Annotated in this window: 13 protein-coding genes; all 13 read left to right on the forward strand. The window is 55.8% G+C overall.

Features of this window, described 5'->3' with window-relative positions:
• Positions 1–24: 24 nt before the first annotated feature.
• The 13 genes from ADJ74_RS08320 to rimM all read left to right on the forward strand — a co-directional run bounded on the left by ADJ74_RS08320 (position 25) and on the right by rimM (position 13,856).
• Positions 25–813: an ABC transporter ATP-binding protein gene (locus ADJ74_RS08320; protein ID WP_050343430.1), complete on the forward strand. Its 789-nt coding sequence runs from the start codon at positions 25–27 to the stop codon at positions 811–813.
• Positions 810–1,556, forward strand: coding sequence for an ABC transporter permease (locus ADJ74_RS08325; protein ID WP_050343432.1), 747 nt, complete (start codon positions 810–812; stop codon positions 1,554–1,556). The genes ADJ74_RS08320 and ADJ74_RS08325 overlap by 4 nt, the downstream gene beginning before the upstream one ends.
• Positions 1,557–1,702: 146 nt before the next feature.
• On the forward strand, positions 1,703–3,592 hold the full coding sequence (locus tag ADJ74_RS08330) for a glutamine synthetase (protein WP_050344261.1): 1,890 nt from the start codon (positions 1,703–1,705) through the stop codon (positions 3,590–3,592).
• A gap of 134 nt (positions 3,593–3,726) precedes the next feature.
• Positions 3,727–6,300 (forward strand): ATP-dependent chaperone ClpB, encoded by a 2,574-nt coding sequence (gene clpB, locus ADJ74_RS08335; RefSeq protein ID WP_050343434.1) that lies wholly within the window; start codon positions 3,727–3,729, stop codon positions 6,298–6,300.
• A gap of 265 nt (positions 6,301–6,565) precedes the next feature.
• Complete coding sequence (locus ADJ74_RS08340; RefSeq protein WP_050343436.1) at positions 6,566–8,011, forward strand: DUF438 domain-containing protein; 1,446 nt, start codon at positions 6,566–6,568, stop codon at positions 8,009–8,011.
• A 155-nt stretch (positions 8,012–8,166) separates the two neighbouring features.
• Positions 8,167–8,916, forward strand: coding sequence for a hypothetical protein (locus tag ADJ74_RS08345; protein ID WP_050343438.1), 750 nt, complete (start codon positions 8,167–8,169; stop codon positions 8,914–8,916).
• 20 nt (positions 8,917–8,936) lie between these two features.
• On the forward strand, positions 8,937–10,337 hold the full coding sequence (locus ADJ74_RS08350; protein WP_050343439.1) for a TIGR02452 family protein: 1,401 nt from the start codon (positions 8,937–8,939) through the stop codon (positions 10,335–10,337).
• A gap of 166 nt (positions 10,338–10,503) precedes the next feature.
• Complete coding sequence (gene ylxM, locus ADJ74_RS08355; RefSeq protein ID WP_050343441.1) at positions 10,504–10,854, forward strand: YlxM family DNA-binding protein; 351 nt, start codon at positions 10,504–10,506, stop codon at positions 10,852–10,854.
• Between the two features lie 27 nt (positions 10,855–10,881).
• Positions 10,882–12,258 (forward strand): signal recognition particle protein, encoded by a 1,377-nt coding sequence (ffh, locus tag ADJ74_RS08360; protein WP_050343443.1) that lies wholly within the window; start codon positions 10,882–10,884, stop codon positions 12,256–12,258.
• Between the two features lie 32 nt (positions 12,259–12,290).
• Positions 12,291–12,566, forward strand: a complete 276-nt coding sequence (rpsP, locus tag ADJ74_RS08365) for a 30S ribosomal protein S16 (protein WP_006691291.1) — start codon at positions 12,291–12,293, stop codon at positions 12,564–12,566.
• Between the two features lie 90 nt (positions 12,567–12,656).
• Complete coding sequence (locus tag ADJ74_RS08370) at positions 12,657–12,884, forward strand: KH domain-containing protein (RefSeq protein ID WP_006306836.1); 228 nt, start codon at positions 12,657–12,659, stop codon at positions 12,882–12,884.
• An 80-nt stretch (positions 12,885–12,964) separates the two neighbouring features.
• A complete protein-coding gene (locus ADJ74_RS08375) occupies positions 12,965–13,375 on the forward strand; it encodes a YlqD family protein (RefSeq protein WP_006691290.1) in 411 nt (136 codons plus the stop codon).
• Positions 13,347–13,856, forward strand: a complete 510-nt coding sequence (gene rimM, locus ADJ74_RS08380) for a ribosome maturation factor RimM (RefSeq protein ID WP_050343446.1) — start codon at positions 13,347–13,349, stop codon at positions 13,854–13,856. Before ADJ74_RS08375 ends, rimM begins: the two co-directional genes overlap by 29 nt.
• The last annotated feature ends 109 nt before the right edge of the window (positions 13,857–13,965 follow it).

A 13,965-nucleotide genomic window follows, 5' to 3' on the forward strand; every position in this document is an offset into this window, starting at 1 on the left:
CGCAGTGGCAGCTCCTCTGTGTGGATGCAGGTGTCATGCACGGCGTGCATAGGAGGAAAATGCGTGCTCTGTTTTAAGGATGTCTCTGTGGACTACGGGTGCGGAGACGATAAGGTCCATGCGCTCGCGGATGTGTCCGTACAGCTGGAGCGCAGCACGGTGCTCGCACTGATCGGGGCATCGGGCTGCGGCAAGTCGACGCTCCTGCGCGTTGGGGCAGGACTTCTTCATCCGACATCGGGGCAGGTGACCTGCGGCGGTGCACCCCTTGATCCGCGTGCCCTGCGGATCGGATTTCTCCCACAGAACTATGGGCTCCTTGCATGGAAAACCGTGCGCGAGAATATCCTGCTTGCGGCAGAGATCAAGGGCATTCGCCGCGATGAAGATGCGGAGCGGCTGGACGCATTGGTCGATGAGCTGGGCCTTAAAGACTTGCTGACGCGCTATCCACATGAGCTGTCGGGCGGACAGCAGCAGCGCGTCGGACTGGCGCGCGTATTCTTTCTCGCCCCCGACCTGCTCCTGATGGATGAGCCATTCTCCGCGCTCGACGCGATTACGCGCGAGGCGATGCAGGAGGTGTTCCTCTCCCTCCGCAGGAAGTATGCGGTGACAACCCTGCTCGTGACGCATTACGTGGAGGAAGCACTGATGCTGGCCGACCGCATTGCCGTCATGTGCGGAAAACCCGGCCGTATCGTCGAGGTGATCGACAACGCGCTTGTCGGTGATACCGCACGCCGTGGGTCTCCGGCGTTCTCCGCCATGGGGCAGACACTGCGCGAAAAGATCGCTGGGGAGGGGGCATGATGGAGAAACTCTCACTGCGGATGATCGCCGTCGGGATGCTCGCCTGTATTCTCCTTTGGGCGGGCGCGGCGGAGCTCTTTCAAAAGCCGGTGATCCCATCGCCCGTGCAGGTGTTTTTCCGATTGACAGCGACATTCACAGGGACGATTGCCATTCACGCGGCGTACAGCCTGATGCGGATTGCTGTGGGCGTGCTTGCCGCCGTTGCCGTCGGCTATCTGCTTGGCATTCTGATGGGCTATTTTCGGCGCGTCAATCATCTCCTTGCCCCGATCCTCTATCTGACCTACCCCATCCCGAAGATCGCACTCCTGCCCGTCGTCATGCTGCTCTTTGGCGTCGGGGAGACGAGCAAGCTGCTGCTGGTCTTTCTCATCATCGTCTTTCAGGTGATCGTCACGGTGCGCGATGCCGTTGCCGCGATTCCGCCGGCCACGTATTTCCCGCTGCGCGTGCTCGGCGCGTCATTCGGACAGATGGTGCGCCACATCATCGTGCCCGCCTCGCTGCCGAAGTTCATCACGGCTGTGCGCGTGGCGATGGCAACGGCGATCTCCGTCCTCTTCTTTACGGAGACATTCGGCACACAGTACGGCATCGGCTACTACATCATGGACGCGTGGCTGCGCGTGAACTACCTCGATATGTACGCCGGCATCGTCGTGCTGAGTGCAATCGGACTGCTGCTCTTCATCCTGCTCGATCTGGCAGAGCGTCGGCTGTGTGCGTGGAATCGGCAGTAGACGGTATTAGGGAATTATTAATCGTGTGAATACATTTCTCAATCGCTTTACAATCCACGCTGAAAAATGGTAAGATGGGCGCGTGGTTTTACTGCGTGGACGGGAGAACCCCTTCGATATCTTCTAGGAAAAGGATGGTATGCATGATGAATGAACTTCTCTACAAAATTCCTGCCCATACGCCGCGTGAGGAAATTGTCGCCCAAATGAAAGCACATCCCGAGGTGCGATTCGTCTCACTCGTCGGCATTGATATGGCGGGAAATGATACGGATGAGAAGATTCCGGTACAGATTTTTCTCGACGATATCGACGCTTTCTACAATGGTACGGCCGTGCAGACGGACGGCTCCTCGGTTGTTCTGCCGAAGATTGCAACGATCGAAAACGCCAAGGTGGATCTCCCTGTTGACCCCTCTGTCAATTGGTTTGTGGACTATAATCCTGAGAGCTCGGATGAGGATACGGGGCTGCCGATCGGCACGCTGCGCATCCCGTCCTTCGTCGTGCATGAGGGAAAGCGCGTCGATCCCCGCGCGGTGCTCACGGATACGCTTGTCTATGTAAAGAAGGAACTGCTGAAGTTCTTCCATGAGAATCCGAAGATCTCTGCGGCGCCGAGCCTGAACGGTGCGGACATTGAGGATATCGTATTCACCTCCGCGACAGAGCTCGAGTTCTGGGTCAAAACGCCGCTCGACGACAATGCCTCGATTGAGGAGATGTCGGCGTCGCAGGTGATGAACGAGCAGTACTGGGAGCGGACGCACGGTGCCGTGCGCTCGGCGCTTGAGGAGTGCCTGATCCAGCTCGAAAAATATGGGTTCCACATGGAGATGGGGCATAAAGAGGTCGGCGGCGTGAAGGCGCAGATCGACGATACCGGCCGCATGACCCATGTCTGCGAGCAGATCGAGATCGACTGGAAATATGACGATGCGGTACAGGCGGCGGACAACGAGCTCTTCATCCGTACCTTTGTCCGCGAGATCTTCCGTCTCTACGGGCTTGAGGTGAACTTCAAGGCAAAGCCGCTCATCGGTCTGGCGGGAAATGGCGAGCATACCCATCTGAGCCTCGCGGCCATCACGAAGGACGGCAAACGCCACAACCTCTTTGCAGCAGACGACCAGAATGCACACTATATGAGCGCCGTCGGCTATGGCGCACTCATGGGACTCCTGCGCAACTACGAGGTCATCAATCCGTTCGTATCGGCGACCAATGACGCATTCAACCGCCTGAAGCCGGGCTTTGAGGCGCCGGTCTGCATCGTTACGTCCTTTGGCGCGACGCCTGCGATCCCCGCGCGTAACCGCACGGTGCTCGTGAGCCTCATCCGCGATATCAAGAATCCACTGGCTACGCGCTTTGAGCTGCGTGCGACGAATCCGTACTCGAATACGTACTTCGTCCTCGCCGCCTCGTATCTCGCCATCCTCGACGGCGTTTTGCACACGAAGGGGCGCACGGCAGAGGAACTGCTCGCCGAGCTCTCCAAGCAGCCGGGTGAGCAGGGGCTCTACCTCGAGACAGACCGCGCCTATCGGAGCGAGGAGGATGTCTTTGAGCACTATACGGCGGAGGAGCGCGATGCACGCTTTGGTAAGCCGCCCGCGACGGTCTGGGAGAACATGCTCGGCTTTGAGCACAACGAGAAGAAGCTCGCGGTCATCACGGCGGGCGGAACGCTGACGCCGCGCATCATTGACTCGTTCCGTACCGGTGCTCTCCTGCGCTGGAAGATCGAGCTGATCAGCCGCATCATTCCGGAGAACCGCGATATCGTTCGCCGTATGACGGAGATCAAGAGCGATTTCGTGACGGATCAGGATGCCTATATGTGGAACAAAATTCGTGACCTGCGCGTCTACCTCGCAAAGGATACGATTGACGACAAGGCACTCTTTACCCTGCTGATCAAGGCACTGAATGACGGCGATGATGCAACGGCATCGGCGCTGCAGCTCGAGATGTACGCGAAGATGGAGGAACTGAAGAGCCTCTACGACATCTACAAGAAGAATATGATCTGATATGAAAAAGGTTCTGCCGCGTATGCGGCAGATTTTTTTGCATTAAATGTCAAAAAATCAAAATCTCTATTTGACTTTTTGACTTTATCTGTTATAATAGAACCATCAAACAGGAAAACAGTGGAGGGATACCTATGGAACAGGATAAATATACTGCGCGGACGCTGGCTGCGCTCCAATCGGCACAGCAGATTGCGGCGATGCGCTATCATCAGGAAATCACGTCGGCACATGTGCTGCTCGCACTTGCCAAAGAGCCCGAGGGACTGCTCGCAACGATCTTTGAGGCCTGCGGCGTGGATCTGCCGATGCTCAAGGCTCGTCTGGAGAAGGAGCTCGCCTCTATCCCGAGCGTGCACGGATCAAACCGTCTCGGCATGGGGATGGATATGGTGCGCGTGCTCGGTCGTGCCGAGGAGCTCGCAAAGTCCATGAAGGACGACTACGTATCGACAGAGCATCTGCTGCTCGCCATCGTGACGGACGGCAGTGAGGAGGTGCAGGCGATTGCGCGTGAGTTCGGTCTGACGAAGAGCAGCGTGCAGGATGCCATCCAGAAGAACCGCAAGCAAAACGTGACGAGTGACAACCCCGAGGAGGGCTATCAGTCGCTCGAGAAATACGGGCGCGACCTCACGGCAGCAGCGCGTGCGAACAAGCTCGACCCCGTGATCGGCCGCGACGAGGAGATTCGCCGCACGATCGAGATTCTCTCGCGCCGTACCAAGAACAACCCCGTACTCATCGGTGAGCCGGGCGTCGGTAAGACGGCGATTGTCGAAGGACTGGCACGCCGCATTGTGGCAGGCGATGTTCCCGAGTCGCTGAAGAACAAGACGCTCTACTCGCTCGACATGGGCGCACTGGTCGCGGGAGCGAAATTTCGCGGCGAGTTCGAGGAACGCCTGAAGGGCGTCCTCAACGAGATCGCAAAGTCTGAGGGGCAGATTCTGCTCTTCATCGACGAGGTGCATACGGTTGTCGGTGCGGGCGCAGCCGAGGGTGCGATGGATGCGGGCAACCTGCTGAAGCCTCTTCTCGCGCGTGGTGAACTGCGCTGCATCGGTGCTACGACACTGAACGAGTACCGCAAGTACATCGAGAAGGATACGGCACTTGAGCGCCGCTTCCAGCCCGTTATGGTCGGCGAGCCGACGGTGGAGGACACCATCTCCATCCTGCGTGGACTGAAGGATCGCTACGAGGTGCATCACGGCGTGCGCATCCGCGACGCGGCCCTCGTCGCTGCGGCGACGCTCTCTGACCGCTATATTTCCGATCGATTCCTGCCCGACAAGGCGATTGACCTCGTCGATGAGGCAGCGGCAAAGCTGCGCACGGAGATTGAGTCCATGCCCGCACCGCTCGATGAGATTCGGCGCAAAATCCTCCAGCTCGACATCGAGGAAGAAGCACTGAAGAAAGAGACAGACGAGGACTCGAAGGAAAAGCTTGCGGCACTTGTCACCGAGAAGGAAGGACTTCACGCGGAGGAGCAGAAGCTCCAAGAGAAGTGGGAAGGAGAGAAACAGGCGATTCTGCGCGTACGTGCCATCAAAAAGGAGATGGACGAGGTGCGCGGCGAGATGGAGGCGGCAGAACGTGCCCAGAATCTCGCCCGTGCGTCGGAGCTGAAATACGGCAAGATGCCGGAGCTTGAGAAGAAGCTCGCCGACGAGGAAGCGGCACTCGCTGCAAAGGCGGACGGTGAACAGATGCTCAAGGAGGAAGTCGGCGAGGAGGATATTGCCCGCGTCGTCAGCCGCTGGACCGGCATCCCCGTCACGAAGATGATGACGGGCGAGCGCGAGAAGCTGCTCCGTTTGGAGGATGTACTCCATGAGCGCGTTGTCGGACAGGATGAGGCGGTGACTGCTGTCAGCGAGGCGATTCTGCGTGCACGTGCCGGAATCAAGGATCCGAACCGTCCGATCGGCTCGTTTATCTTCCTTGGCCCGACGGGTGTTGGCAAGACAGAGCTTGCCAAGACCCTTGCGGAGTCGCTCTTTGACGATGAGAGGAGCATGATCCGCATCGATATGAGCGAGTACATGGAGAAGCACAGTGTCTCGCGTCTCATCGGCGCGCCTCCGGGATACGTCGGCTATGACGAGGGCGGTCAGCTCACCGAGGCAGTGCGCCGTCGTCCGTACAGCGTCATTCTGCTCGATGAGATCGAAAAGGCGCATCGCGACGTGTTCAACGTGCTGCTTCAGATCCTCGACGACGGACGCCTGACGGACGGCAAGGGACGTGTGGTGAACTTCAAGAACACTGTCATTATCATGACGAGCAATCTCGGCTCGCATGAGATCCTCAGCAAGGACTATGCGGAGGCAACGGCGGCAGTGAAGGCGTTGATCAAGGAATACTTCCGCCCCGAGTTCCTGAATCGCGTCGACGACACCATCGTCTTTAAGGGGCTCACGCAGGAGGATGTCAAGCGCATCGCGGCGATCATGCTGAAATCGCTCAGCAAACGCCTTGAGCGTCAGGTGGACATCGCACTCGCGTGGACGGATGATGCTCTGGAGGCACTCGCGAAGGAGGGCTTTGATCCTGACTTTGGCGCGCGTCCGCTGCGGCGTCTCCTCACACATAAGATCGAGACGGCACTCTCGAAGAAGATCATCGCAGGCGACGTGCGCGGCGGTGACACGGTCGAGCTTGGCTTTGACGGCACGGCGTTTACGTTTAAGACGCTGTAAGCGAGAGCTGCAATCGGCTCGCTGCTTTCTTCGTTGCGACGGGGGAAGCGAATATGCCATAATCCAAAAGCCTGCCCCGCTTGCGGGGAAGTGGGACCGCGAAGCGGTGGAAGGGGCACAACAGGGAGCAACGTGAAGGAGTGTTTTCCTTCATGTTGCTCCCTATTTAATTTCCGTACCAACGGTTACAGCATTTCTTCACCGTCCTGCGTTATAATTGTCACATCAAGGTGAAAATTATAATTGGTATAAAGGGGCTTTCATTATGGAAAAGATACTGGATCTGAAGAAGAGCGTTGCCGAACTGGTGGAGGAGTATCCCGAGGTACGGGAGATCATGGCGGAGGTCGGCTTCAAGGAGATCACGAATCCCGTTGCGCTCAATGTGATGGGGCGCATCATGACGATCCCGCGCGGTGCGGCGGTGAAGGGAATTGATCTCGCAAAGGTGATTGCCGCCTTCGAGGAGCACGGCTATACCGTGCTCACTGACGACGCACAGTCGCGGCAGGGACGTCTGCGCGGCTTTATCGAGCGCCTGTCGGATGGGGAGGAACTGGACTCCGTCCGCAAGGATTTTGTCAAGGAGTTCAGCCACGTCGAGGCCCATGAGATCATGGATGCAGAGCAGTCCCTCATCAAGGAGGGCATGCCGGTCAGCGAGGTGCAGCGTCTCTGTGACGTGCATTCGGCACTCTTTCATGGGACGGCGTCTGCTCCGCCCGCAGGTGCGCTTTCGCATGATGAGATTCACGCGCAGGCGGCATCGGTCGATCCGAATGATATGGACGCACTGCCCGCGGGACACCCGCTGACGATTTTGCGCGCGGAGAATCACGCCCTTGAACAGCTGCTCGATACGATTACAGCGGAGCTGGACGGCGCGAAGCGCATGGATGTCATGCTGACGCACATGCTTTCCCTCGGCGATCTGCGGATGCACTACATCAAGAAGGAAGAGCTGCTGATGCCGGTGCTCTATGACTATGGCGTTACCGGGCCGTCGCAGGTGATGTGGGGCATTGACGATGAGATGAAGCGCGAGCTCAGCATGATCATCAAGGCACTCAAGGCGGATGCAGAGACACTGCCGCTCTACGAGTCGCGCATTCGTGATCTCGTACAGCGCGTGCACGAGATGACCTTCAAGGAGGAGCGCATCCTGTTCCCGCTCAGTCTGCGGTACTTCACACAGATGGAATGGTACCGCGCCTACCACGATCTCGTGACGATGGGATCGTCCTTCGGCGTTGATCTTCCCACATGGACGGAGGCACAGGCATGGCTCGAGCAGGAAGCGGCGCGCGTGGCTGACGCGCCGTCCGAGGGAGTGCTTCAATTCCCCACGGGTACGCTTACGATGGAACAGCTGACGGCGATCTTTAAACTCCTGCCCGTTGACATCACCTTCATCGACAAGGACGACGTCGTCCGCTTCTTTACCAACGAGGGGCAGGTCTTCACGCGTCCCATGTCCGCGCTCGGGCGTGACGTGATCAACTGCCACCCGCCCGAGATCATTCCCGTCGTGCGTAATCTGATCGCGGACTTCAAGGCGAAGAAGCGCACGCAGATGATTGTCTATCGCCGCATCCGCGAGCAGCCCATCCGCGTACAGTATCAGGCGATGTACGACGCGGCCGGCGAATATCTCGGCACGGTCGAGTTTGTGACCGATCACGCCGAGGCGCTCGAGAAATTTCGCCGCTGAAATGTGACAAAAGGATATGACAATATAATAATGGAATCTTAGGCATGAACGGGAACGAAGCCGCTTCATGCCTTTTTTTTGATGGAACTTTCATTCTTGACATTGTTTGTCGAAGTAGATAATATTATGTTAGAATCAAATGAGGAGGGGCAGAAATGAACAAACGTGAAGCCTATGGAAAGCTTGTAAAAGATGCGCGGAAGTTCTATCAGGAACAGGATGGATCTTCTTTTCTGATGCCGCTTGATGAGACGTTTGGTGTTTGTAAAGAAATCAATCTTTATACCTATTGGCAGGGCAGAGGATATGCCGAAACGACACCGGAAATCAAATACCTATTGGTTGGACAGGACTGGGGCAACCCACATTCTGCGCCGAAGACGTTTCAAGATAGGATCAGAGAGATTATCAGCGGAAAAGACTTACCGTATATCAGTGACGAAAAGAAAATGGACAGTGGGTTTCAAACGGATAAAAACTTGATTGAGCTCTTTCGTCATTTGGGGTATGAAATTGCACAACAGCGGTACGATGAGCTTTTCTTTACGAATTTTTGCTTGGGCTATAGGCGTAAAGAAAGCAGCAGGGGCATGAAGAAGGAGGTCATGAATAAGGACAGGGAACGTTTTCGGGAGTTATGTATCATATTGCAGCCGAAGAATATTTTGTGCTTGGGACGCATGAGCTTTGAATGTGTTTATAAGGCACTTGTAAAAGGATCCAGAATACCATATAAGGGCTATATGAAATATATCGAAGAACATCCACAGATCAAAGCGGATCCTGCATATGGGGGCGGGGTGATCTATCCGCTGGCACATTGCGGCAGTCTTGGGATAAGGAATCGACCATTGGAGCAGCAAATTAAAGATTGGAAGTGGGTCAGGGAGAAATCCATGCAATGAGATGAAAAGGAGGGGCTGCGATGTCTCGGCAGGAACGCAGACGAATTGCGGAAGAAACCATACAGATTACGCACCAAGGCAGGTATCAAAAGCATGGCAAAACAATACTTCTTCCCAAAGAGGACTATAGCGCAGCAATTCTCATAGATGCCAAAGAGGCAAGACGTTGTGGAGAAGTTGTAAAAAGTGGCTGCTCTATATCAGATACTCCTGATATCTATGTCTTGGAGGCAGATTCTTTTGCCTGTGCCGAGGGAATGGAGAATGTACTCGTAATGAATTTCGCCAATGCACATGTACCCGGCGGCGGGTTTCGGAACGGCGCAAATGCACAGGAAGAATGCTTGTGCAGAGAGAGTACGCTTTATCACTCCATAGGCAGCGATGCGGCATACGAGATGTATGACTATAACAATCGTCGGAAAAATTCCTGTGATTCCGACTACATGATACTATCTCCCCATGTATGCGTCTTTCGGGATCTTCATGATGCTTTTTTGGATGAGCCGTTTCTGACCTCTGTCATTACGATTCCTGCGCCGAACCGCAACGGTGCGGCGCGGGAGGTTTCTCCCGATGTGCTGTCCCGTGTAATGAAATCAAGGCTAAGGAAAATGTTTGCCGTTGCCGCAGCGCATGGGTATTCGTCACTCGTTCTTGGCGCATGGGGATGCGGGGCATTTGGGCACGATCCGCACAGTGTTGCAAAGTATTTTTATGATATTCTTATGGATGAAGGATATCATAAATACTTTCAAACGATAGCATTTGCAATTATTGATAGAGGTGAAAAGAAAAATTTTCACGCATTTGCAGATGTATTTCAGAATGTTGGAACAATATGCACCAATGATACATCTAAAGCTGTGACAGCAGTGCCGGGATTTTATCAAGCAAATCATCCGTTCATCACATACAACTTTTCGCAGGAAAACATTTCGCCTGAGAATAAAGGTTATTCTTATGGCACAACCAAGAACGGAATTCCCTTTATGGCAGAAATCTGGGAGCAGACCGATGGCGATCGGGCTGTGGCATTCTATCTTCCTGTTACGGAAGACTTCATGAAGCTAGAGTGCGTGCCGCTTGTCAATGAAGCAACCGATACGAAGACCTTTTTTATTCAAAAGCCGGTCAAGGCGTTTCATGCTTTGTGTGTCGGCATGGCAGACGGCGGCATGGTGGACGATTTAAGCGTTCTGTTTGCTTATGTCAGGTTTTTGGAAGAATGTAATTTGCTTGCATTTTCAACCGACCTCCAAAATGCATATGCATTTCTCTTGACAGATGTGACAGGGCATGATCTGATTGCGATTACGATATCGCTCACAATAGAGGGGGAGACAGTGGCATCTACACCGCTTTCCTGGATTCCGTTTCACCATCCGTCCCCAAAGAGAACACATCTGCGTTTGGTGTAGTGCATTCAAAAAGGCTCATGGAAGTATATTGAGCGAAGCCTGTCAAGAAAAATACTTGACAGGTTCTTTGTTTCCCGCTATACTTGCACAAGTGTCTCCCACAATAGCCTGCCTCGCCTGCGGGGAAGGGGGACCACGCAGCGCGTGGTGGGAGGGGAGGAACGGATTGGATCAGCTCTACTATCGCGCAAAGCTATACGATCTCTATGGAGGCCTTCTGACGGGGAAGCAGAGGGAGTGCCTGCATTTACATATTGCAGAGGACTTCTCGCTCGCGGAGATTGGTGAGGAGCTCGGCATCACGCGGCAGGCGGCGCATGACAATATTCGCCGCGCAGAGCGCGCACTGGCGGAGATGGAGGAGACGCTGGGGCTCTTTGCTCGTCAACAGGAGCAGGAGCGGGCGATCGCCGCCATCTGTACGGCGCTGCGTGCGCTCCGCGAGCCGATTGGACGCGCGGATGTCCGACGCATCGCGGATGAACTGGAGCGATATACATCACAGAATGAGATATAAAGACCATGGATAAAAGGAGGTGAGGAAATGCTCTTTGAGAATCTGTCCGACCGCCTGCAGGGGATCTTCAAAAAGCTGCGCGGGCACGGAAAGCTGACCGAGGACGACGTGAACGAGGCGATGCGCGAGGTGCGCATGGCGCTGCTGGAAGCGGACGTCAACTTCAAGGTCGTCAAGGACTTCGTGAAGCGCGTCAAGGAGCGTGCCGTCGGGCAGGAGGTGCTCGACACACTCACGGCGGCACAGGCCGTTGTCAAGATCGTTGACGAGGAACTCACCGCACTGATGGGCGGGACGGAGAGCCGCCTCAACATCAGTCCGAACCCGCCGACTGTCATTATGCTCGTCGGCCTCCAAGGCTCGGGTAAGACCACATCGGCGGGCAAGCTCGCGCTCATGCTCAAGAAACAGGGCAAGCGTCCGCTGCTCGTTGCTGACGACATCTATCGTCCCGCTGCCATCAAGCAGCTTGAGGTCATTGGCGGCAAGGTCGATGTGCCCGTCTTTTCGCAGGGGCAGAAGGATGCCGTCGCCATTGCGCGTGCGGCAATCGCACATTCTTCCTCCCACGCCAACGACGTTGTCATCATTGATACAGCGGGGCGCCTGCAGATTGATGAGACGCTCATGCAGGAGCTGCGCGACATCAAGGCGGAAGTAAAGCCGCATGAAATCCTCCTCGTCGTGGATGCCATGACAGGACAGGAAGCCGTAAACGTCGCCGAGGCGTTTGACGCCTCGCTCGGCCTGGACGGCGTCATCATGACGAAGCTGGACGGTGATGCGCGCGGCGGCGCGGCGCTCTCCATCAAGGCGGTAACGGGCTGTCCCCTGAAATTCGTCGGTATGGGCGAAAAGCTCGAGCCGCTTGAGGTGTTTCATCCCGACCGTATGGCGTCGCGTATCCTCGGCATGGGCGATGTGCTCTCTCTTGTGGAGAAGGCACAGGAGAACTTCGATCTCGAGAACGCGAAGAAGATGGAGGAGAAACTCCGCCGCAACGACTTCACGCTCGATGATTTCCTCGATCAGATGCAGCAGGTTAAAAAACTTGGTTCGCTCAGCAACATCCTCGGCATGATCCCGGGAATGGGCGGTCTGAAGAAGAAACTCGGTGATCAGGAGTTTGACCTCGATGGGAAAGAGATGCGTCGGCTTGAAGCGATCATCCGCGCGATGACGCCGAAGGAGCGCGCAGACATCACGATCATCAACGGCAGTCGGCGCAAGCGCATTGCCGCCGGCAGCGGGACGCGCGTGCAGGACGTCAACAAACTGCTCAAGCAGTTCGGCGAAATGCGCAAGATGATGAAGAAGATGAAGAAAATGAAGGGGAAGGGCGGGATGCCCGCCATGCCGTCCATGGGCGGCATGGGACTCCCCAAGATGCCGTTCTTTAGGTAGTGCGGCAGAGTCCAACGAAAGGTGGTGAAATTATGGCAGTCAAGATTCGTTTGAACCGTATGGGCGCGAAGAAGAATCCCTTCTATCGCATTGTAGTCGCTGATTCGCGTGCACCGCGCGACGGGCGATTCATCGAGATCCTTGGAAATTACGATCCGTCGAAGCAGCCCGCACTCGTCAATATCGACGAGGAGAAGGCGATCGATTGGATGAAGAAGGGCGCACAGCCGACAGACACCGTCAAGAACATTCTGAGCAAGAATGGCACGATGGCGAAGTTCGCTGAGGCAAAGCGTCAGAAGGACTGATGCGTGACGCGCGATTCGATGGGGGGATATCCTCTCCTGCAGAGGACTTCCCGTCGCGTGCGCACACGGCGATGAGGAGAGACGACGCGCATGAAAGAGATAGTCGAGGTTATTGCGAAATCCTTGGTAGATCATCCGGAAGCTGTCGTCGTTGACGAAACACAGGATGATCAGGAGATCATTTTAAGACTTCGTGTGGCGGAGGATGACATGGGAAAGGTCATCGGCAAACAGGGGCGGATCGCAAAGGCGCTTCGCAGTGTTGTCAAGGCCGCTGCCACGAAGGAGAATAAGCGGGCGACAGTCGAGATCGGCTGAGCCGGGCGGAGTGCCGATAAGGTGCACCCCTGTAAAACGGCGGCATATATTCCGTCGTTTTTTCATAAGGAGAGATTAGAGTGGATTCTATTTCAATCAAGGTACCCGTTACCGTTAAGGCGAAGCTGACGGAAAAATTGCGTGCGAAGATGCTCAAGGAGATGGAGGAAGGACTCAGCCGTGCGGAGCTCGAACTCCAGCAGCTTGGCATTCAGGAAAAGCGTGTGATGCAGGAAGCCGAGCAGGGCGAACTCACCCCGCAGGCAATCCAGAACATCAATAACATTCGTCAGGAGCGTCAGCGGCGCATGGACTACGTTGAGGAGACGCGCGCTCATCAGGAGGAATTGCAGAAGTTTGCCGAGGGAGCGGAGATTGTGCAGGGGACACTTGAACGTCAAGTCGAAGCCAAGGTCGGCGACGATATGCGTGAGCTGATGAACGTCGAGATTCTGGTGGAGGATGACAAGATTGTCGCAATCCGTTCCTGATGAGCGCATCGTCATCGGCCGCATCGGCGCACCGCACGGCGTGCGCGGCGATCTGCGCATTATCCCCCTGACGGATTTCCCCGGGCGCTTTGCACAGATGCGGGAGGTGATGGCAGGGGATGAGCTCCTTCATATCACTGCCGTCAAGCCGCAGGGGCGGAATATTCTCATGCATTTTCGGGAATACGATGTGCGTGAGACGGCGCAGCGCCTCACGGGACGTGTGCTGACGGTGCCGCGTGCGGAAGCGGCACCGCTTGACGAGGGCGAGTATTATGTGTTCGACATCGTCGGCCTCACGGTGCGCGATGAGGATGGAAATGAACTCGGTACGGTGACGGATGTTCTGCGGACGGGCAGCAACGATGTCTATGCGGTACGGGATGCCGAGGGGCACGAACTCCTTGTACCCGCACTGCGTACCGTGGTGCAGAACATTGACACAGCGGGCGGCTGTATGACCGTGCGCCTGCCGGAATAGCGGACGGAGATGATCTCTGTCCGCGTTTTCTTTGCGCAAATTTCTGTGTCATGCTATAATAGTAAGAACTATGGGAGTACTGATACATTCAGCGATTCCCTAGGTCGCT

This window comes from Selenomonas sp. oral taxon 478, assembly GCF_001189555.1.
In the GTDB taxonomy this organism is placed as follows: Bacteria; Bacillota; Negativicutes; order Selenomonadales; family Selenomonadaceae; genus Centipeda; species Centipeda felix.